Genomic DNA, 19,380 nt, shown 5'->3' on the forward strand with positions numbered 1-19,380 from the left:
AGCGCGGCGGAAACCAGGCCTTGGCCAGCGGCTTGCCGAGCGACGGCCGGTGCGCGGACGGCATGCGCGGTAAAATCGCGGTTTCCCTCCGAATGCCCCACTTCCCCATGACGAATTCCTCCTCCCGCCCGAGCGGCCGCCCTGCGGATCAACTGCGTGAGGTGCGCCTGACGCGCCATTACACCAAGCACGCCGAAGGCTCGGTGCTGGTCGAGTTCGGCGACACCAAGGTGATCTGCACGGCCAGCGTGGTCGAGCGCGTGCCCGAGTTCCTGCGCGATCGCGGCCAGGGCTGGCTGACGGCCGAATACGGGATGCTGCCGCGCGCCACCCACACCCGCAGCGACCGCGAGGCCGCGCGCGGCAAGCAGACCGGCCGCACCCAGGAGATCCAGCGCCTGATCGGCCGCGCGCTGCGCGCGGTGGTCGACCTGGAGCAGCTCGGCGCGCGCACCATCCACATCGACTGCGACGTGATCCAGGCCGACGGCGGCACGCGCACGGCCAGCATCACCGGCGCCTTCGTGGCGGTGCAGGACGCCGTCGCCAAGCTGATCGCCGCGGGCAAGCTGGCGAGCTCGCCGATCACCGATTCGGTGGCCGCGATCTCGGTGGGCGTCTACCAGGGCACACCGGTGCTCGACCTCGACTACGCCGAGGATTCGCGCTGCGATACCGACATGAACGTGGTGATGACCGGCAAGGGCGGCCTGGTCGAGGTGCAGGGCACGGCCGAGGGCGTGCCGTTCACGCGCGACGAGATGAACGCGCTGCTCGATCTCGCGCAGAAGGGGATCGGCGAACTGATCGCGCTGCAGAAAGCGGCGCTGGGCGACTGACATGAGCATCGCCAAGGATCCGTCGCACGGCCTCTCGCGCATCGTGCTGGCCTCGAACAACGCCGGCAAGCTGCGCGAATTCGCGGCCTTGTTCGAGACGGTCGGCATCGAGATCATTCCGCAGGGCAAGCTGGACGTGTCCGAGGCGGAAGAGCCTTATCCGACCTTCATCGAGAACGCGCTGACCAAGGCGCGCCACGCCTCGCGCGCCACGGGCCTGCCCGCCATCGCCGACGATTCGGGGCTCTGCGTGCGCGCACTGCGTGGCGCGCCCGGCGTGCATTCGGCGCGCTACGCGCAGCTCGCCGGGCTGGAGAAGAGCGACGCGGCGAACAATGCGCACCTGGTGGCGCAACTGCGCGGGACCGACGATCGTCGCGCCTACTACTACTGCGTGCTGGCACTGGTTCGGCATCCCGACGATCCCGAGCCGCTGTTTGCGGAAGGGCGCTGGCATGGCGAGGTGGTCGACACGCCGCGCGGCGAGCACGGCTTCGGCTACGACCCGCATTTCCTGCTGCCCGCGCTGGGCGCCACCGTCGCCGAGCTCGAGCCGGCCGTCAAGAACGGCATCAGCCATCGCGCGATCGCCCTGCGCGCGCTGCTGGCCCGCCTCGGAGAATCAGCGTGAGCCAGGCCGCCGAAACCGGCCAGCGCATCGTCGCCACCTTCGCCTCGCCGGGCAAGGTGCGCCTGAGCGCGTTGCCGCCGCTGGCGCTCTACGTGCATTTCCCGTGGTGCGTGCGCAAGTGCCCCTATTGCGATTTCAACTCGCACGAATGGAAGGGCGAGCGCTTCCCCGAGGAGGCCTATCTCGACGCGCTGCGCGCCGATCTCGAGCAGGCGCTGCCCTTCGTCTGGGGCCGCCAGGTGCATACCATCTTCATCGGCGGCGGCACGCCCAGCCTGCTTTCGGCGGCCGGGCTCGACCGCCTGCTGTCCGACGTGCGCGCCCTGCTGCCGCTCGATGCCGACGCCGAGATCACGCTCGAGGCGAATCCCGGCACCTTCGAGGCGGCCAAGTTCGCGCAGTTCCGCGCCAGCGGCGTGAACCGCCTGTCGATCGGCATCCAGAGCTTCAACGAGGCGCACCTGAAGGCGCTGGGCCGCATCCACGACACCGCGCAGGCGCGCGCGGCGGTGGAAATCGCCGCCAGCACCTTCGACAACTTCAATCTCGACCTGATGTTCGCGCTGCCGAAGCAGACCCTCGCGCAATGCCAGGCCGACATCGAGACCGCGCTGTCTTATGCGCCGCCGCATCTGTCGCTCTACCACCTCACGCTCGAGCCGAACACGCTGTTCGCGAAGTTCCCGCCGGCCGTGCCCGACGACGACGCCTCGGCCGACATGCAGGAATGGATCCAGGAGCGCACCGCGCAGGCCGGCTACGGGCGTTACGAGGTGTCGGCCTATGCGCGGCCGAACCGGCAGTGCAAGCACAACCTCAACTACTGGCGCTTCGGCGACTACCTCGGCATCGGCGCGGGCGCGCATACCAAGCTTTCGTTCCCGAACCGGATCCTGCGGCAGGCGCGCTACAAGCATCCCGCCACCTACATGGAGCAGGCGATGGCCGGCACGCCGGTGCAGGAGGAGCGCGAGGTCGGACCGCGCGACCTGCCCTTCGAGTTCATGCTGAACACGCTGCGGCTGGCCGAGGGGTTCCCGGTGGCCAGCTATGCCGAGCGCACGGGGCTGCCGCTGTCGACCATCGAACCGGCACTGGCCGAGGCCGAACGGCGCGGGCTGATCGCACGCGACTACGAACGCATCGCGCCGACGCCGCTGGGCCAGCGCTTCCTCAACGACCTGCAGGAGCTGTTCCTGCGCGACGCCGACGACGCGGCGGACTGAGCCTGCAGGCCAACCACGCAGGATGCGCACGATGCCGCCCCAAAGCTGGGGACGGCAGCGGCATTTCGGTTACAATGCCGGCCGTGGAAGCGTGGCCGAGTGGTTTAAGGCACCGGTCTTGAAAACCGGCGACGGGCAACCGTCCGTGAGTTCGAATCTCACCGCTTCCGCCAGGAATGCCCGCTCAGCCTGATGGAGCAAGGATGAAAATTCTTGCTGTGGCTCCCGCCCATATGGCAACACGCGCTTTGTGCAGCGCGATTCCCCTTCCTCGAAACGAAAATCGTATTTCTGCCCCTCGAGGCACGAAATGTCGGGGTTCATACCGCCTCGGCCGCGCTATTCCCGCCTTTTGCCGGCAATCTGTTCGAATTGTTCGCTGACCGGCAATCTCAAAGACACTTTTACACCTCGAATAATTTGTCGCGGAGCAGTTGCCGTTGTCGGGCTAGACATCCCTATCGACGGTGCTACAGTGCGTTGTCCGAGCGGCAGTCGCGGATTGACCACTACGTTTGAGAGGACGACAGATGGCAAACGAAAACATGCGGTTAAGCCAGGCAGGCTGGGCAGCGCTACGCCAGCGCGAGAACGCGATCATGGCCTACTACAACGATCAGGCTAACAATTGCACCTACGGCGTCGGCACGCTGGTTCACGCAGGACCATGCACGCCGCAAGAGCTGGCGCGCCCCGTGTCGGCCGCACAGGTCAACGCGCAACTGACGGCTCGGGTCAGCACTGCGGAGGCGGCCGTGCGGCGCGCGGTATCGAATCGAAACTTGACCCAGGCACAGTTCGACGAACTGGTCAGTTACACATACAACGCCGGCAATACCGGCGCACAGACGGCTCTCAGGGCCGCGAATCAGAGCAACGACGCGGGCGTAGTCTCATCCATCAACCAGCGCGTATATATCCATCCACGCGATGCACAGGGTCGCCGGCTCGCTCCGGTCCGATCGCGCGGGCTCGTGAATCGCCGGCGCCTCGAATCGGCGCCGTTCGCGCAGCAGCCCGCCGCGGCACAACCGCAACAGAGAACGCGATGAAAAGCCCTGTTGTTCTCCTCGCCCTGTTCGTCGCGACGAATGCGTTCGCCGAGCCGTCGCCGGCCGACGAGATCGCGGCACGCAGCGGGTTGCCGGCAAGCCAGGTCCAGGCACTCCTGCAGGACTGCGACTCGAACCAGACCAGCATGAATTTTTGCGCCTGGCGCGACCAGATCGTCGCGGAACGTGAGCTGCAGCAGGTCGTCGATCAGCGCATCAGCGAGCATCCCGATCGGAAATCGGCCCTCGAGTCGAAAATCGCGAAGTGGAAGAAGGCCCGCGACGCCTCATGTGACAAGTCCGCCCGCAAGGAATGGAGCGACGGCTCGATGCTGCCGGCCGCGCGGGCCACTTGCGCGACGGCGGCCACCAGGGCGATGGCCGAAAAACTGGCCAAGAAACCGGCTCACGGGCCGTCCTAGCTGGATTGCCGATGGCGCTCGCCATCGGCACGGGATCGTTTATCCCGATGTTTTCCGGGCGGGCAAGGCCTATGCTCAAGAAGATCCGATTGCTCCTCCCGCCGAGCCATCCGCCATGTCCACCCTGCTCCCTCCCGCCTCGCCCGGCAGCATCGCCCGCCTCAGCGGCAGGATCGCCGCGCTCGCTGGCGCCCTGCTGCTGGCCGCCTGCACCGTCACCCTGCCGCAGCGCGCCCTGGTGCTCTCGCCGGGGCCGGCCGCCGGCGCCGCGACCCAGGCCCAGTACCGCGACGCGGTCGCCCAGCGGATCCTGGACGCCAACGCCGCGCGCGTGCTGCACGGCACGCCGCAGGCGATGCTGCGCTCGCTGGTCGTCGTGTCCTTCACCGTCGATCGCGACGGGCGGCTCGCGCAGTCCTCGGTCTACCGCAGCAACGGCGACGACGACGCCGAGGCCATCGCCCTGCAGTCGCTGCGCCGAGCCGCCCCGCTGCCGCGCCCTCCCGCCGGCCTGCTGAACGGCCGCGGCCAGGTGGAGATGATGGAAAGCTGGCTGTTCAACGACAACGGCCAGTTCCAGCTCCGCACCCGCGCGCAGCAGCAGGCGCAGACCATCGAGTGAAACGCGTGCCGACCGCACGCGCTTGCCAGCGCGGATTGCTTCGGTCTGCCAAGCGCGGCCAGCGCTGCGGCAACGCGCTGCCCGGCCAGGACGCGCGTGCTTCGGATCCACGCACGACGCAGCGCCGGCGGCCGAAACGCCGTCCAGCCGCTTGCTATAATCGCGGCCAACCCGCCCCGTCCTTCTTCAGGACACCTCGCCACGGCCCGCCTACCCGGCCGGTCCGACGCGCGAGCCAGACAGGCCTGCGCTCGCGCGACGCGCGCGACCCGCCCTAGACATCGCCGGCGCCACGAGCCGGCGCCCGCGCCGCCGGATGCCCCGGCGCGGTAGGAACCCCAACCCGAATCGATTTTCCGTCCGGCACGCCGCTGGCGCCGTTCGAACCCGCACCACGGAACCAACATGTCCTCTACCTCACCGGCCGTCAGCGACGCGTCGAATGGCGCGAGCCCCGTCAGCCAGCGCCGCATCGTGTTCGCCAGCTTCATCGGCACCGCGATCGAGTTCTACGACTTCTACGTCTACGCCACCGCCGCCGCGCTCGTGATCGGCCCGGTGTTCTTCCCGCACGGCTCGGCCACCGCGCAGGCGCTGTCGGCCTTCGTCACCTTCGGCATCGCCTTCATCGCGCGCCCGATCGGCTCCTTCCTGTTCGGCCATTTCGGCGACCGCTTCGGCCGCAAGTCGACCCTGGTCGCCTCGCTGCTGGTGATGGGCGTCTCGACCACCGCGATCGGCTTCGTGCCTGCCTACGATTCGATCGGCGCGCTGGCCCCGGTGCTGCTCTGCGTGCTGCGCTTCGGCCAGGGCATCGGCCTGGGCGGCGAATGGGGCGGCGCGGCGCTGCTCGCCACCGAGCACGCGCCGGCCGGCAAGCGCGGCTGGTTCGGCATGTTCCCGCAACTGGGCCCCTCGATCGGCTTCCTGATGTCGAACGGCCTGTTCTTCGCGCTCGCGATCGGCCTGTCCGACGATCAGTTCCGCAACTGGGGCTGGCGCGTACCGTTCCTGGTCAGCGCGGCACTGGTGGCGGTCGGCCTCTACGTGCGCCTGAAGATCGCAGAGACGCCCGCCTTCCAGGCCGCGATCGAGCGCAACGAGCGCGTGCGCGTGCCGGTGGTCACCCTCCTCACGCAGCACTGGGCGCCCACCCTGCTCGGCGCGCTGTCGATGGTGGTCTGCTACACGCTGTTCTACATCTCGACGGTGTTCTCGCTGTCCTACGGCGTCGGCACCCTGCATATCGCGCGCCCCGACTTCCTCGGCCTGCTCTGCATCGCCGTGGTGTTCATGGCGATCGCCACGCCGATCTCGGCCTGGGCGGCAGACCGCTACGGCCGCAAGCCGGTATTGATCGTCGGCGGGCTGCTGGCCCTGCTGTCGGGCTTCACGATGGCCCCGCTGCTCGGCAGCGGTTCGATGCCGCTGGTGGCGCTCTACCTGATCATCGAGCTGTTCCTGATGGGCGTGACCTTCGCGCCAATGGGCGCGCTGCTGCCCGAGCTGTTCCCGACCAACGTCCGCTACACGGGCGCCGGTGTCGCCTACAACCTCGGCGGCATCCTCGGTGCCTCGATCGCACCGTACATCGCGCAACTTCTGGCCGCGCGCGGCGGCCTGTCGTGGGTCGGCGGCTACGTGTCGGTGGCCGCGGCGATCAGCGTGATCGGCGTGCTGCTGATGCGCGAGACGCGCGATACGCGACTGATGTAAGCCGGGCACGGGCGCGCCGCCTTCGGGCGGGCCTCGCCGCGCCGCGCTTCCAGCGACGTCCACGGCGCTTGCCGCCCGCCCTGGGCCCGGCGGAATTGCCTGCCACCGCCCGGCTTTCGATTCGCCGACAGCGTGCCGGCGCCCCCTTCGAGCCGGTACCCTGTGGATTCCCCCCGGCTGCGCCTGCCGGCGACCTCCGTATAATTCCCCCTTTGCCCCACCCGCAGCCATGTCGCGAACCACCGCCTTCCTCCATACCCTGCCGCGCCGCTCCCTGCGGCTGTGGCGCCTGTACGGTGTGTTCTGGCTCGGGGCGATCGTGGTCGGCATCGTGGCCGTGCTCTATGCGCGCCTGATCGACTGGGGCTACAACACCTTCCGCTCGCTGCAGCACGAGCACGCCTGGCTGCCGCTGATCCTCACGCCGGCGGTGGCGGCCGCCTCGGTCTGGTTGACGCGCCGCTTCTTCCGCGGCGCCGAGGGCAGCGGCATCCCGCAGGTGATCGCCACCCTGCAGGCCAGCCCCGCCGCCTTCGGCTCGCGCCTGCTCACGCTGCGCATCCTGTTCGGCAAGGTGCTGATCTCGCTGCTCGGCATCCTGGGCGGCTTCACCATCGGCCGCGAGGGGCCGACCGTGCAGATCGGCGCCGCGCTGATGTTCAACCTGCGCCGCTTCTACCCGCGCTCGAACGCCCTGATCGAACGCCAACTGGTGCTGGCCGGCGCCGCGGCCGGGCTGTCGGCCGCCTTCAACACGCCGCTGGCCGGCATCGTGTTCGCCATCGAGGAGCTCACGCGCAGCTTCTCCGCGCGCGCCAGCGGCGTGCTGATCACGGCCATCATCATCGCCGGCGTGATCGCGCTCGGCATGAACGGCAACTACACCTATTTCGGCACCATCGACGCCGGCACGCAGTTCTCGCGCCTGGTCGCGCTCGCCGTGCTGGCCACCGCCGTGCTCACCGGCATCGCCGGCGGCCTGTTCGTCTGGCTGCTGCTGAACACCGGGCGCTGGCTGCCCGCCCGCCTGCTGGCGATGTACCGTGGCCGGCCCGTGATGTTCGCGGCGCTGTGCGGGCTGGTGATCGCGGTGGTGGGCCTGCTGTCCGGCGGCACCACCTTCGGCAGCGGCTACGCCGAGGCGCGCGGCCTGCTCGACGGCCACAGCCAGCTCTCGCTGTTCTACCCGGTCACCAAGATGATCTCGATGGTCGCGTCCTACCTGCCCGGCATCCCCGGGGGGATCTTCGCGCCCTCGCTGTCGATCGGCGCCGGCTTCGGCAACCTGCTGCACCTGGTGTTCGGCGACATGCCGCTGGCGCTGCTGATCGCGCTGGCGATGGTCGGCTACCTGGCTGCCGTCACGCAGTCGCCGATCACCTCCTTCGTGATCGTGATGGAGATGATCAACGGCCATGCGCTGGTGATCTCGCTGATGGCCACCGCGCTGATCTCGAGCCGCGTCTCGCGGCTGTTCGTGCCGCCGCTCTATGAAGCGCTCGCGCATCGCTACCTGCATCCGGCCGCGCCGCCGGCAACCGCCACGAGCGCGGAAAGGCCGACGCCCGCCGCGCACGACGACGACCGCCTGACCAATGCCGAGGATGCCGAAGCGTCGCCGGCCGATCCGTTGCGCCGGCTGCGCGATGCCCACGCCGGCGCACCGCACGAGGCGTCGGCGGAACACGACGCGCAGCCCCAAAGCGAGGATGACGAAGCATCGGCACCAGACGACAAAGTCGGGGCAGAAGCGGCGCGGCGCGCCTCGCCCCCGGCCGCGCCGCGCGAGGCGGACGAGCCGCCGCCGCGCTGACACGCCGGCCGCGTCAATACACGACGACGCGCGCCGGATGGTAGTACACGGGCCGGGCCGGCACGACCACGCAGCCGGCCAGCACGATCGCCGCGAGCGCGACGACGAACAGGGTTCGTTTCATGCTCGTGCTCCCGCATCAGGCCCAGTGGCCGCGCACCCAGACCCAGTTCGGGCCGCGCGGTGCCCAGTGGCCCGGCGCCCAATGCAGACCGACCCGCTCGGCCTCCCAGTGGCCGCCGATCCAGACATAGCGGCCATGTTCCCAGTTCCAGTGGCCACGATCCCAGACATAACCAACGCGCGGCGCCGGCACCACTTCGTAGCGCACCGGCGGCGGCGCGCTCGGCGCGACGATCACGACTTCCGCGGCGCTCGCCGTGAGCGGCGCGACGGTGGTGCCGAAAGCCGTCAGGGCCAGCGCGAGCGGAACCAGATAACGGGCAGCAGTGCGAATCATGGTGACCTCCTTGTGATCGATTCGGATACGCGTTCAGTGCGTACCGGTTCAATGCGCGAGCCTGGTCGGCCGCCTACAGCGGCCGTATTACGGCGGGGGTCAAAGTGCAACAGCTGGTAAGAGCGGCAATCCGAATGAAAGCCACCCTCGGCGCGACGCGTCCGATGGAGCGCTGGAAGGACTTGGGGAAACGGCGGGAGGAGCCGGGAACGGCGGCGGGCGGCGGGCGGCGCGCCGCATCGCGCGGCGCGCCCGGATCGCGCTCAGGCCTGCGGGATCTCGATCTTGACCTCGAGCACCTCGAGGTCGTCCTGACGCTCGAGACTGACGCGGATATCGTCGTTCGAGATCTTGACGTACTTCGAGATGACGTCGAGCAGTTCTTTCTGCAGCGCCGGCAGGTAGTCCGCCGGCGGGCGGCCGCCGATGCGCTCGTGCGCGATGATCAGTTGCAGGCGCTCTTTCGCGACGGCGGCGGACTTCTTCTTCTCCCCGAGGAGGAAAGACAGGATCGACATGATGCGCCCCCCTTACTTGCTGCCGAACAGGCGTTGCAGCAGGCCCGGCTTCGAGTAGTCGACGAAACGCATCGTCTTTTCCTCGCCGAGGAAGCGCGACACCACGTCCTTGTAGGCCTCGGCGACGTCGGTGCCGTCGAGATGCACCGCCGGCAGGCCCTGGTTGGAGGCATGCAGCACCGCCTCCGATTCCGGGATCACGCCGATCAGCTTGATGCGCAGGATCTCGCCGATGTCCTCCAGCGAGAGCATCTCGCCCTCGCTGACGCGCTTCGGGTTGTAGCGCGTGATCAGCAGGTGCTCCTTGATCGGGTCGCCGCCGTCGGCCGCGCGCTTGGTCTTCGAGGCGAGGATGCCGAGGATGCGGTCCGAATCGCGCACCGAGGACACTTCCGGGTTGGTCACCACCACCGCCTCGTCGGCGAAGTACATCGCGTGCAGCGCGCCCGACTCGATGCCGGCCGGCGAATCGCAGACGATGTAGGCGAAGTCCATCGCGATCAGGTCGTTGATGACCTTCTCGACGCCCTCACGCGTGAGCGCATCCTTGTCGCGCGTCTGCGAGGCCGGCAGGATGAACAGGTTCTCGCACTTCTTGTCCTTGATCAGCGCTTGGTTCAGGTTCGCCTCGCCCTGGATCACGTTGACCAGGTCGTACACCACGCGGCGCTCGCAGCCCATGATGAGATCGAGATTGCGCAGGCCGACGTCGAAGTCGATCACGGCCGTCTTGTGGCCGCGCAGCGCGAGCCCGGAGGCGAAGCTCGCGCTCGTCGTCGTCTTGCCGACACCGCCCTTGCCCGAAGTCACCACGATGATTTTTGCCATTACCCTACCCTGTGTTCGTCAATGAGGTCCGATCGATCCGTTGCCGCGTCGCGCGCTCGCGCTCAGGTCAGCCGCAACGGCTCGATCATCAGTTTTTCGTCCTCGAGCCGGATCTGCACCGATTTGCCGACCACCTCGGCCGGCAACGGGTTCTCCGTGGTTCGATAGATACCGGCAATCGAAATGAGTTCCGGCTCCAGGCACGTACAGAAGATGCGCGCATCGTGATTGCCGAGCACGCCGGCCAGCGCGCGGCCGCGCAGCGGCGCATAGACGTGGATGTTGCCCTCGGCGATCACCTCGGCGCCGTTGCTGACCGGCGCGAGCACCACCAGGTCGCCCTTCGCGTAGATCTGCTGGCCCGAGCGCAGCGGCCGGTCGATCACCAGCGTCTGCGGCGCGCTGCCCGAGGCCGCGGCCGAAGCGCCCACCGCCCCTGAAGCCGCGCCAGCCTGCTCCGCCGCGACGGCCGCCAACTCGGCCACGCCGGCGGCCGGTGCCGCCGAGGCCTCGGCCGCCGGCGCTTCGTCCTGCGCCGGCTTGGCGGTCGGTGCCCGGCGATCGCGCGCCTCCAGCAGCGGCAGCCCGCCCGCGGCGGCCCAGCCCTGCTGCTCCGGCTGCGCGACCACACCGATCGGACGCATCCGCACATCGTTCAGCATGGCTCGGAGTTCGTCGAGCGAGACACGCTCGTCCTCGGCCAGGCGCCGCACGTCGATCGCCACCACGTCGTCGGCGAAGAATTCCGGCGTCGCCTCGAAACGCTTGACCAGCTCGGCCCGCAGGACATCGAGATCGGCCGTCTTGACAACGAACAGCAAGGAATCGACCGAGCCGCTGCGAAGCTCGAAGAATGGCGATTTTTTAAGCGACATGGACGTCCTGCAAAAAATTTTTGCGTATTTTACAGGCGTCCGGGCGGGCGGCCATCATTTTCACGGCGCCCGGGCAGGCGCGATGGGCGTTTTGGGAAAGACCGGGGCGGCAATCGGAAAAGCGAGGCGGGAATCGGTGCGCGGCGGCGGGCTCAGGCACCGAAACGCCAGACGAATAGCGACTTCATCGCGCCCGGCACGCGGGCGATCGGCGCATGCTCGCCGAGATTGGTGAAGCCCATGTGCTCGTAGAAGCGGATCGCGTTGCGGTTCTGCTCGGCGATCCATGCGTAGATCTCGGTGGCGCCCTGCCCGGCCAGCCAGTCGCGCGCGGTGTTGACCAGCAGCACGCCGCCGCGCAGGTGCCGCACCGCGTGCGCGACCCACAGCTCGCTGACGAAGGCGCGCCGCTCGGGCGTGTTGTCGAGATAGGCGCCGATCATGCCGGCGGGATGGCCTTCGGTATAGAGCAGGAAGGTGGTGGACTGATCGGAACTCGCGCGCTGCGCGGCAATCGCATCGGCCGCGTCGGCGTCGACGGACAGCTCCGCCTCGGGCGCTTCGCCGGGCGCATAGGGCTCGCGCAGCGACGCAGCGCGCAGCTCTCGATACACGCTGCCCTGGTCGGCGGCGATACGGCGGACGGTCAAAGTCGAACTCATGCGGGGACATCCTTCGGACAGCAAGCTATTAGCTTCAACCGAAAGCGGGGTATGAGTCAAATCGTTATTTTCAAACGCTGGAGCGAATCGGAAAAGCCTGAAATCGAGATACGGGCGATGAAAAAACATGCTGCGGCGCACACTGGATTTCAGCACGTTACAGGGATGGAGAATGGCTTTTCGATCAGGGATTTCCGAGTGTGAATCGGTAGTCACGATGGGGGTTCAAAAGGATTCACCACGCGAAATACCGCAACGCAACAATCGAGACTGGAAAGTCACCTGTTGTCGACGAGCCATGCCTCGTTAGTTCAGCAGCGTGATCGGGCGGATGTCGACTGGCCAGTGTCTGCCTTCGCACATCTCCATCCGATTTCCGGCGTCATGCCAATGGTCGATGACGCGTCAACCGGTCACCTGAAAAGAGGCTGCGGAGAATGCAAACTGCAGCCTCGACAAAAACCTCAATCCGACCTGTTGCAATCGATGAGCCGATCCAGTTGGACGACGGACGCCCGACGTTGAGCGCGTCGTTGCACAAAGGGACAAACAGGCTCACGACACCGACGACATACCGGCATCGCCCATCACATGGCCCCTAACAGGTCGACGTGATCGAAGTTGCTAGCATTGCGACGCCCCTTCAACAGGGTGACTTGATTGGCCTGCACGACATTCTCAAAGGCGTTTGAGTAAAACATGGTTGCATTGAACATGCCTGTGCCGAATGGCCTTTTCGTGACACTCCAGACGGCGATTGGCACGGCATCTACCATGCTGGGCGCCATCAAGACGATCGGTGCCGACGCAACTGTCGCCGAACTGGTTGGCGCGACGACGGGACTCGAGGCACTGATGGTCGCTGGCTCTATCTTGGCAGCCGGCTATGTCGGCGCGGTGATCGGAAGCCTGATCATTGCCGCCGACGCGTCATTGTCTTGCAGGAACAGTACGGCGGTACCAGCGGTGGTCCGGAGTTGGTCGAGCAACACACGCGTTGCAGTACCTGCATCTATCCTTGCTTTCATGCGGAGCAATCCTGAAGTACTGATCGACGGACCTGCGCGACATGCCTACAGCTTTCGTATGCGCCAGCGCAAGGCGAGGACGGCATGAACTGGTTGTTCGATCGCATTGCGCTGCTCGTCGCCGCCCTCGCGTTGCTGGTCGCCGCGTGGGCCGTTTTTCGCGTCGGCGGAGAATGGGTGTTTCCAGTGCTGACGCTGATTGCGTTGGCCGCGTTGTTCGCGGAAAACATGCGGTTGAGAAAAAAGTTGCGCGAGCTCGGTGTCGAACCAAAATCACGCGACAAGGGGCCCAAGGCCTAGATCTCAAACATCCGGCGTCATCTCCCCGGGCTTCTTTAGTTTTTCGATTTCCGCGGAGGGAACGAATCGCGACTCGCGCGCCGGCCGGAGAAACCCGCGCGGCAAATAAAAAACCCCTCGAGCTTTTCAGCTTCGAGGGGTTTGCATTCTGGCGGAAAGGGTGGGATTCGAACCCACGGTACGGTATAACCGTACACCGGATTTCGAGTCCGGCGCATTCGACCTCTCTGCCACCTTTCCTTCTACTGCCCCGCCGTTCTGTAGGTCTCGTCCCGGCGAAGCAAAGATTATAGAACAACTCTTTCTGTCTTTCCAAGCCCTTTTCGCAAAAAAATTCTCGACCGGACTGACGAGGATGCCGCGCGCGATTTCCTCACGCAGCGGCATCCGATTCGCGACCTCAGGCCGCCGAGCCCGGCAGCTCGATCTTCTCCAGGCCACCCAGGTACGGACGGAGCACGACGGGCACCGTCACCGAACCATCGGCGTTCTGGTAGTTCTCGAGCACGGCCACCAGCGTGCGTCCGACCGCGAGGCCCGAGCCGTTCAGCGTGTGCACGAGTTCGGGCTTGCCTTGCGCGTTGCGGAAACGCGCCTGCATGCGGCGCGCCTGGAACGACTCGGTGTTCGAGCAGCTCGAGATCTCGCGATAGGTGTTCTGCGCCGGCAGCCAGACTTCCAGGTCGAAGGTCTTGGCGGCCGAGAAGCCCATGTCGCCGGTGCACAGCGTGATCACGCGGTAGGGCAGTTCGAGCTTCTGCAGGATCGCCTCGGCGTGCCCGACCATCTCGTCGAGCGCCGCGTAGGATGCGTCCGGCGCCGCGATCTGCACCATCTCGACCTTGTCGAACTGGTGCTGGCGGATCATGCCGCGCGTGTCGCGCCCATACGAGCCCGCTTCGGAACGGAAGCACGGCGAATGCGCGGTCAGCTTGATCGGCAGCGCCGCGGCGTCGACGATCGAATCGCGCACCGTGTTGGTCAGCGTGATCTCGGAGGTCGAGATCAGGTATTGCGTGACGGTGTTTTCCTCGCCGCCCTTCTCGACGCGGAACATGTCGTCGGCGAACTTCGGCAACTGCCCGGTGCCGTAGAGGATTTCCGGGTTCACGATGTACGGCGAATAGGTTTCCGTATAACCGTGCTGCAGCGTGTGCGTGTCGATCATGAATTGCGCCAGCGCCCGGTGCAGGCGCGCGATCGGGCCGCGCAGCATGGTGAAGCGCGCACCCGAAAGCTTCGCCCCGGTCTCGAAATCGAGGCCGAGCGGCGTGCCGACGTCGACGTGGTCGCGCACCTCGAAATCGAAGCTGCGCGGCGTGCCCCAGCGACGCGCCTCGACATTGCCGGCCTCGTCCTTGCCGACCGGCACGCTCTCGTGCGCCAGGTTCGGCATCTCGAGCAGCAGCGCCTGCATCGCGCCCTGGATCTCGTCGAGCCTGGCGGCCGAACTCTTCATCTCGTCGCCGATCCCGCCGACCTCGGCCATCACGGCCGAGGTGTCCTCGCCCCGCCCCTTCATCGCGCCGATCTGCTTCGACAGGCTGTTGCGGCGCGCCTGCAGTTCTTCGGTGCGGGTCTGGATCGCGCGGCGATCCGCCTCGAGCGAGGAGAACCTGGCGACGTCGAGGGTGTAGCCGCGATCGGCGAGGCGCTTGGCGACGCCGTCGAGGTCTTTGCGCAGCAACTGGATGTCGAGCATGGGAGGACTTGGAAAAATCGTTGTGTGAAACGCGGATTCTAACGCACGGCGGTGGCAGCCCGGCGGCCCCGCCGCGCATCACGCGACTTATTCGGGCTTGCCGGCCTCGCGATCGAGCTCGCGCAGCCAGTTCAGCTTCTCGGCGATCCTGGTTTCGAGCCCGCGCGGCACCGGCTGGTACCAGCGCGGCTCGCGCATGCCATCGGGCAGGTAGCTCTCGCCGGCCGCGTAGGCGTTCGGCTCGTCGTGCGCGTAGCGATACTCGTGGCCGTAGCCGAGCTCCTTCATCAGCTTGGTCGGCGCGTTGCGCAGATGGACCGGCACCTCGCGCGACTTGTCCTGCCGCACGAAGGCCATGGCGGCGTTGAAGGCGTTGTAGCCGGCATTGCTCTTGGCCGCGCAGGCCAGGTAGATCACGGCCTGGCCGAGCGCCAGCTCGCCCTCGGGCGAGCCCAGCCGCTCGAAGGTGGCGGCCGCGTCGTTGGCCATCTGCATCGCGCGCGGATCGGCCAGGCCGATGTCCTCCCAGGCCATTCGCACGATGCGCCGCGACAGGTACTTGGGATCGGCGCCGCCGTCGAGCATGCGGCAGAACCAGTACAGCGCCGCGTCCGGATTCGAGCCGCGCACCGACTTGTGCAGCGCCGAGATCTGGTCGTAGAAGTTGTCGCCGCCCTTGTCGAAGCGGCGCGCGTTCAGCGTCATCGCGTTCGAGACGAAATCGGCGTCGATCCGGTTGGTGCGCGCCGACAACGCCGCCGTCTGCGCCTGCTCCAGCAGGTTCAGGAAGCGCCGCGCGTCGCCGTCGGCGTAGCCGATCAGCGTATCGACGGCCTTGTCCTCGAACGTGAGCCCGTCGAGCGCGATCTGCTGCGCGCGCGCCAGCAACTGGCGCATCTCCGCGTCGTCGAGCGACTTCAGCACATAGACCTGGGCCCGCGACAGCAGCGCCGAGTTGACCTCGAAACTCGGGTTCTCGGTGGTCGCGCCGATGAAGGTGACCAGCCCCGATTCGACGAAGGGCAGCAGCGCATCCTGCTGGCCCTTGTTGAAGCGATGGATCTCGTCGACGAACAGGATCGTGTGCCGGCCGTTGCGATGCAGCGTGTCCTTGGCCTGCTCCATCGCCTCGCGGATGTCCTTCACGCCGCCGAGCACGGCCGACAGCGCGATGAACTCGCAATCGAAGGCATTCGCGGTGAGCCGCGCGAGCGTGGTCTTGCCGACGCCCGGCGGACCCCAGAGGATCATCGAATGCGGCCGGCCCGACTCGAACGCGAGCCGCAGCGGCTTGCCCTCGCCGAGCAGGTGCGTCTGGCCGATCACCTCGTCGAGCGTCTTCGGGCGCAGCGCCTCCGCGAGCGGGCGGCGCGGTTCGATTTCAAACAGGTCGGACATGGACCTCGACTCCTGCAATGACCGGCGCGGCGTCCATCGCCGCGCGAGCCGGACATTATGACAGCCGGGCGCGCCGCCCGCCCCCGGCCGATCGGACAGGATGGCGACTCGCCGCGACATCGGCGCGCCCGGCGCCTCGCGCCGCGCCGCCGGGTGCCTCGAAACGAAACGGGCCTGCCATCGCTGGCAGGCCCGTCCCGGCACCGCGCGCGGCGCTCAGCCCTTGATCACGTCGGCGCCCTTGGGCACCGCGAAACGGAAGGTATCGGCCGGCAGCGCGGGATTCGTCTGCATATTGGTGAAGGTCAGCAGGGTGACGTTGCCGAACACGTCGTGCAGTTCCATCGCCGCCAGCGTGCCGCCCTTGAAGCCGATGCCGATGCGCTGGAACTGCGTGTCCTGCGACTTCGGCTGCATCTCGACCCAGTCGATGCCGCCCTTCTCGCCGGCATCGTGCAGCGTGTAGTTCTTCTCGATGTCGTTGCTGCCGAACAGGATCGCGGCCGGGCTCGCGCCGAGCGCGCCCGAGAGCTTGCGCTCGGTGACCTGGTTCAGGTCCTTGTCGTAGACGTAGAGCGTGTCGCCGTCGGCCTGCAGCAGTTGCTGGTAGGGCTTCTCGTAGGACCAGACGAACCGGCCGGGGCGCGAGAACACGAAGGTGCCGCTGGAATTGTCGGTCGGCTTGACGGTCGGCATCGCGCCGCTCGCCCCCTTGGAAGGGGCCTTGACGATCTGCTGGGTGAAGCCGCCCTTGGCGGTCTTGACCTGGGCGATGAAGGCCTTGAGCTGGTCGGTGCCGCCCGCGAAGGCCTGCGAGGCGACCGCCATCAGCGAGGCGCCGGCCAGCGCCGCGACGAAGCGGCGAACCGCGGGGAACTGCACGAACGAGAATGCTTGCATGAGGTGGGTTTCTCCCTGATTGGCGGGCCGGCGCCGACGCGGCGTCATTCCGCGTCGCGGGCCGGCACCAGGATTTCGCGATTGCCGTTGGACGACATGGCCGACACGAGCCCCGATTGCTCCATCTGTTCGAGCAATCGCGCCGCGCGGTTGTAGCCGATGCGCAGATGGCGCTGCACCAGCGAGATCGAGGCGCGGCGGTTCTTGACGACGACCTCGACGGCCTGGTCGTAAAGGGGATCGGACTCGCCGCCGCCCTCGCCGGTTCCCGCGCCGGCCGAACCTTCCTCGCCGTCGGCCACGCCACCCTCGAGCAGGCCCTCGATGTAGTTCGGCTCGCCGTGCTCCTTGAGCTTCTCGACCACGCGGTGCACCTCGTCGTCGGACACGAAGGCGCCGTGCACGCGCACCGGCAGGCCGCTGCCGGGCGGCAGGTAGAGCATGTCGCCCATGCCGAGCAGCGATTCGGCGCCCATCTGGTCGAGAATCGTGCGCGAATCGATCTTCGAGGAAACCTGGAAGGCCATGCGGGTCGGCACGTTGGCCTTGATCAGGCCGGTGATCACGTCCACCGAGGGGCGCTGGGTGGCGAGGATCAGGTGGATGCCGGCCGCGCGCGCCTTCTGCGCGATGCGCGCGATCAGTTCCTCGACCTTCTTGCCGACCACCATCATCAGGTCGGCCAGCTCGTCGATCACCACCACGATATTGGGCAGGCGGCCAAGCGGCTCGGGATCCTCGGGCGTCAGGCTGAACGGGTTCGGGATCTTCTCCTCGCGCTTGGTCGCCTCGTCGATCTTGTTGTTGTAGCCGCCCAGGTTGCGCACGCCGAGCTTGCTCATCAGCTTGTAGCGGCGCTCCATCTCGGCGACGGTCCAGTTCAGCGCGTTGCCGGCCTGGCGCATGTCGGTGACGACCGGGCAGAGCAGGTGCGGAATGCCTTCGTAGACGCTCATTTCCAGCATCTTCGGGTCGATCAGGATCAGCCGGACCTGATCGGCGGTGGCCTTGTAGAGCAGCGAGAGGATCATCGCGTTGATCCCCACCGACTTGCCCGAGCCGGTGGTGCCGGCCACCAGCAGGTGGGGCATCTTGGCGAGGTCGGCGCATACCGGCTTGCCGCCGATGTCCTTGCCCAGGCCCATGGTGAGCGCCGAGGACGCGGCGGCATAGACCTCGGAGCCGAGGATCTCGGACAGGCGCACGGTCTGGCGGCGCGGGTTCGGCAGCTCCAGCGCCATGTAGTTCTTGCCGGGAATCGTCTCGACCACGCGGATCGACACCAGCGACAGCGAGCGTGCCAGGTCCTTGGCGAGCCCGACGATCTGGCTGCCCTTCACGCCGGTGGCCGGCTCGATCTCGTAGCGCGTCACCACCGGGCCCGGATAGGCGGCCACCACGCCGACCTCGACGCCGAAGTCCTTGAGCTTCTTCTCGATCAGGCGCGAGGTGAATTCCAGCGTGTCGGCGGGGATCGCCTCCTGGGACTGGGTGGCGGCATCGAGCAGGGAGATCGCCGGCAGGGTGGAGTCGCCCGGCAGGTCGGTGAACAGCGGCACCTGGCGCTCGCGCTCGACGCGCTCGGACTTGGCCGGCGTGACGATCGGCGGCACGATGGTGACCGGCTCGTGCTCCTCGATGCGCACCCGCTCCTCCTCGACCTTGCCCTCGCGACGCACCGCGGCGGCCTCGCCGAGCTTGCGGTCGCGCTCGGCCTCGCGGCGCAGCTTGGCCAGCGTGAAGGCGTTGATGATCGCGTCGCCCACGCGCTCGCAGACCGACAGCCAGGAGAAGCGGAAATACAGGGAAAGGCCGATCGCGAGCGCGATCAGCAGGAACAGGGTGCCGCCCGTGAAGCCGAGCGCGTGCGAGACGCCGCGCGCGACCATCTCGCCGACCACGCCGCCCGGCGCGCGCGGCAGCGGCACCTTCAGCGACCACATGCGCAGCGCCTCGATGCCGTCGCTGGCGAGCATCACCAGCACGAAGGCAAAGCCCTCGGCCAGCCAGCCGATCGGGCGGGCCGGCGGTTCCTCGTCGAGCGCCTCGTGGCGCGTGATGCGGCGGTAGTTGGCGGCCACCCGGCGCGCCAGCAGCACCACCAGCCAATAGGCGGAAATGCCGAACAGCAGCAGCAGGATGTCGGCCGTCCAGGCGCCGACGCGCCCGGCCCAGTTCGAGATGTGGTCGATCTGGACCGCATGCGTCCAGCTCGGGTCGCGACGGCTGTAGCTCAGCAGCGCCATCAGCAGGAACGCGAACACCGCGACCTGCACAATCCAGCGAATCTCGACGAACAGCCGCGACATACGATGCGGTAGCGCCTGCGCCTGAGCCGTAAAGGGAGCTTTTGCCATGAATCCGTGTAGAAGAGGCGGCCACGCCGGG

At 67.4% G+C, this 19,380-nt stretch carries 19 protein-coding genes and 2 tRNA genes; 11 read left to right on the forward strand and 10 right to left on the reverse strand.

Features of this window, described 5'->3' with window-relative positions:
• Positions 1 to 107 precede the first annotated feature (107 nt).
• From rph to FB600_RS23330, 9 genes are all read left to right on the forward strand, one after another.
• The gene (rph, locus tag FB600_RS23290; RefSeq protein WP_013696950.1) at positions 108 to 839 is read left to right on the forward strand and encodes a ribonuclease PH; all 732 of its coding nucleotides are present in this window, start codon (positions 108 to 110) and stop codon (positions 837 to 839) included.
• A 1-nt stretch (position 840) separates the two neighbouring features.
• A complete protein-coding gene (gene rdgB, locus FB600_RS23295) occupies positions 841 to 1,470 on the forward strand; it encodes an RdgB/HAM1 family non-canonical purine NTP pyrophosphatase (RefSeq protein WP_098181250.1) in 630 nt (209 codons plus the stop codon).
• Positions 1,467 to 2,696 carry a radical SAM family heme chaperone HemW gene (gene hemW, locus FB600_RS23300; protein ID WP_096749563.1) on the forward strand — a complete coding sequence of 410 codons (1,230 nt, stop codon included), beginning with the start codon at positions 1,467 to 1,469 and terminating at the stop codon, positions 2,694 to 2,696. Before rdgB ends, hemW begins: the two co-directional genes overlap by 4 nt.
• Before the next feature lie 85 nt (positions 2,697 to 2,781).
• Positions 2,782 to 2,869 (forward strand) — tRNA-Ser (locus FB600_RS23305).
• 357 nt (positions 2,870 to 3,226) lie between these two features.
• Positions 3,227 to 3,748, forward strand: a complete 522-nt coding sequence (locus FB600_RS23310; protein ID WP_164467515.1) for a glycoside hydrolase family protein — start codon at positions 3,227 to 3,229, stop codon at positions 3,746 to 3,748.
• Positions 3,745 to 4,170 (forward strand): lysozyme inhibitor LprI family protein, encoded by a 426-nt coding sequence (locus FB600_RS23315; protein ID WP_096749565.1) that lies wholly within the window; start codon positions 3,745 to 3,747, stop codon positions 4,168 to 4,170. The genes FB600_RS23310 and FB600_RS23315 overlap by 4 nt, the downstream gene beginning before the upstream one ends.
• Before the next feature lie 115 nt (positions 4,171 to 4,285).
• A complete protein-coding gene (locus FB600_RS23320; RefSeq protein ID WP_013696934.1) occupies positions 4,286 to 4,792 on the forward strand; it encodes an energy transducer TonB in 507 nt (168 codons plus the stop codon).
• Positions 4,793 to 5,197: 405 nt separating this feature from the next.
• On the forward strand, positions 5,198 to 6,508 hold the full coding sequence (locus tag FB600_RS23325) for an MFS transporter (RefSeq protein WP_145757430.1): 1,311 nt from the start codon (positions 5,198 to 5,200) through the stop codon (positions 6,506 to 6,508).
• Positions 6,509 to 6,737: 229 nt separating this feature from the next.
• A complete protein-coding gene (locus FB600_RS23330) occupies positions 6,738 to 8,321 on the forward strand; it encodes a chloride channel protein (RefSeq protein WP_098181252.1) in 1,584 nt (527 codons plus the stop codon).
• Positions 8,322 to 8,460: 139 nt separating this feature from the next.
• On the opposite strand, the gene FB600_RS23335 is transcribed toward FB600_RS23330, so the two are convergent.
• From FB600_RS23335 to FB600_RS23355, 5 genes are all read right to left on the reverse strand, one after another.
• On the reverse strand, positions 8,461 to 8,781 hold the full coding sequence (locus FB600_RS23335) for a YXWGXW repeat-containing protein (protein WP_098154439.1): 321 nt from the start codon (positions 8,779 to 8,781) through the stop codon (positions 8,461 to 8,463).
• Between the two features lie 263 nt (positions 8,782 to 9,044).
• Entirely contained in the window at positions 9,045 to 9,299 is a 255-nt protein-coding gene (gene minE, locus FB600_RS23340) for a cell division topological specificity factor MinE (RefSeq protein WP_013696929.1), read from the reverse strand.
• Between the two features lie 12 nt (positions 9,300 to 9,311).
• Positions 9,312 to 10,127, reverse strand: coding sequence for a septum site-determining protein MinD (minD, locus tag FB600_RS23345; protein WP_013696928.1), 816 nt, complete (start codon positions 10,125 to 10,127; stop codon positions 9,312 to 9,314).
• Between the two features lie 62 nt (positions 10,128 to 10,189).
• Positions 10,190 to 11,002 carry a septum site-determining protein MinC gene (minC, locus tag FB600_RS23350; RefSeq protein WP_096749569.1) on the reverse strand — a complete coding sequence of 271 codons (813 nt, stop codon included), beginning with the start codon at positions 11,000 to 11,002 and terminating at the stop codon, positions 10,190 to 10,192.
• A gap of 152 nt (positions 11,003 to 11,154) precedes the next feature.
• Positions 11,155 to 11,793, reverse strand: coding sequence for a GNAT family N-acetyltransferase (locus tag FB600_RS23355; protein ID WP_227743061.1), 639 nt, complete (start codon positions 11,791 to 11,793; stop codon positions 11,155 to 11,157).
• Positions 11,794 to 12,363: 570 nt separating this feature from the next.
• On the opposite strand from FB600_RS23355, the gene FB600_RS23360 reads away from it, so the two are divergent.
• Together FB600_RS23360 and FB600_RS23365 are read left to right on the forward strand one after the other, a co-directional pair.
• A complete protein-coding gene (locus FB600_RS23360; protein ID WP_124076070.1) occupies positions 12,364 to 12,780 on the forward strand; it encodes a hypothetical protein in 417 nt (138 codons plus the stop codon).
• Entirely contained in the window at positions 12,777 to 12,992 is a 216-nt protein-coding gene (locus tag FB600_RS23365; RefSeq protein WP_096749572.1) for a hypothetical protein, read from the forward strand. Before FB600_RS23360 ends, FB600_RS23365 begins: the two co-directional genes overlap by 4 nt.
• Before the next feature lie 149 nt (positions 12,993 to 13,141).
• Here FB600_RS23365 and FB600_RS23370 read toward each other — a convergent pair.
• The 5 genes from FB600_RS23370 to FB600_RS23390 form a co-directional block, all read right to left on the reverse strand.
• A tRNA-Ser gene (locus FB600_RS23370) sits at positions 13,142 to 13,232 on the reverse strand.
• A 160-nt stretch (positions 13,233 to 13,392) separates the two neighbouring features.
• Positions 13,393 to 14,694 (reverse strand): serine--tRNA ligase, encoded by a 1,302-nt coding sequence (gene serS, locus FB600_RS23375; RefSeq protein WP_096749573.1) that lies wholly within the window; start codon positions 14,692 to 14,694, stop codon positions 13,393 to 13,395.
• 87 nt (positions 14,695 to 14,781) lie between these two features.
• A complete protein-coding gene (locus FB600_RS23380) occupies positions 14,782 to 16,092 on the reverse strand; it encodes a replication-associated recombination protein A (protein WP_145757429.1) in 1,311 nt (436 codons plus the stop codon).
• A gap of 216 nt (positions 16,093 to 16,308) precedes the next feature.
• Positions 16,309 to 16,992: an outer membrane lipoprotein chaperone LolA gene (lolA, locus tag FB600_RS23385; protein ID WP_096749575.1), complete on the reverse strand. Its 684-nt coding sequence runs from the start codon at positions 16,990 to 16,992 to the stop codon at positions 16,309 to 16,311.
• A 44-nt stretch (positions 16,993 to 17,036) separates the two neighbouring features.
• Entirely contained in the window at positions 17,037 to 19,349 is a 2,313-nt protein-coding gene (locus tag FB600_RS23390) for a DNA translocase FtsK (RefSeq protein ID WP_181164056.1), read from the reverse strand.
• Positions 19,350 to 19,380: the final 31 nt, after the last annotated feature.

Source organism: Burkholderia sp. SJZ089 (assembly GCF_007828315.1).
In the GTDB taxonomy this organism is placed as follows: domain Bacteria; phylum Pseudomonadota; class Gammaproteobacteria; order Burkholderiales; family Burkholderiaceae; genus Burkholderia; species Burkholderia gladioli.

What these genes read in the sequence shown, in the direction of transcription:
- FB600_RS23335 (WP_098154439.1), bottom strand. Translation starts at nt 8,781, where the DNA reads ATGATTCGCACTGCTGCCCGTTATCTGGTTCCGCTCGCGCTGGCCCTG.
- FB600_RS23330 (WP_098181252.1), top strand. Translation starts at nt 6,738, where the DNA reads ATGTCGCGAACCACCGCCTTCCTCCATACCCTGCCGCGCCGCTCCCTG.
- FB600_RS23355 (WP_227743061.1), bottom strand. Translation starts at nt 11,793, where the DNA reads ATGTTTTTTCATCGCCCGTATCTCGATTTCAGGCTTTTCCGATTCGCT.
- rph (WP_013696950.1), top strand. Translation starts at nt 108, where the DNA reads ATGACGAATTCCTCCTCCCGCCCGAGCGGCCGCCCTGCGGATCAACTG.
- FB600_RS23360 (WP_124076070.1), top strand. Translation starts at nt 12,364, where the DNA reads ATGGTTGCATTGAACATGCCTGTGCCGAATGGCCTTTTCGTGACACTC.
- FB600_RS23380 (WP_145757429.1), bottom strand. Translation starts at nt 16,092, where the DNA reads ATGTCCGACCTGTTTGAAATCGAACCGCGCCGCCCGCTCGCGGAGGCG.
- FB600_RS23310 (WP_164467515.1), top strand. Translation starts at nt 3,227, where the DNA reads ATGGCAAACGAAAACATGCGGTTAAGCCAGGCAGGCTGGGCAGCGCTA.
- minE (WP_013696929.1), bottom strand. Translation starts at nt 9,299, where the DNA reads ATGTCGATCCTGTCTTTCCTCCTCGGGGAGAAGAAGAAGTCCGCCGCC.
- FB600_RS23325 (WP_145757430.1), top strand. Translation starts at nt 5,198, where the DNA reads ATGTCCTCTACCTCACCGGCCGTCAGCGACGCGTCGAATGGCGCGAGC.
- FB600_RS23315 (WP_096749565.1), top strand. Translation starts at nt 3,745, where the DNA reads ATGAAAAGCCCTGTTGTTCTCCTCGCCCTGTTCGTCGCGACGAATGCG.
- serS (WP_096749573.1), bottom strand. Translation starts at nt 14,694, where the DNA reads ATGCTCGACATCCAGTTGCTGCGCAAAGACCTCGACGGCGTCGCCAAG.
- minD (WP_013696928.1), bottom strand. Translation starts at nt 10,127, where the DNA reads ATGGCAAAAATCATCGTGGTGACTTCGGGCAAGGGCGGTGTCGGCAAG.
- FB600_RS23320 (WP_013696934.1), top strand. Translation starts at nt 4,286, where the DNA reads ATGTCCACCCTGCTCCCTCCCGCCTCGCCCGGCAGCATCGCCCGCCTC.
- lolA (WP_096749575.1), bottom strand. Translation starts at nt 16,992, where the DNA reads ATGCAAGCATTCTCGTTCGTGCAGTTCCCCGCGGTTCGCCGCTTCGTC.
- FB600_RS23390 (WP_181164056.1), bottom strand. Translation starts at nt 19,349, where the DNA reads ATGGCAAAAGCTCCCTTTACGGCTCAGGCGCAGGCGCTACCGCATCGT.
- rdgB (WP_098181250.1), top strand. Translation starts at nt 841, where the DNA reads ATGAGCATCGCCAAGGATCCGTCGCACGGCCTCTCGCGCATCGTGCTG.
- FB600_RS23365 (WP_096749572.1), top strand. Translation starts at nt 12,777, where the DNA reads ATGAACTGGTTGTTCGATCGCATTGCGCTGCTCGTCGCCGCCCTCGCG.
- minC (WP_096749569.1), bottom strand. Translation starts at nt 11,002, where the DNA reads ATGTCGCTTAAAAAATCGCCATTCTTCGAGCTTCGCAGCGGCTCGGTC.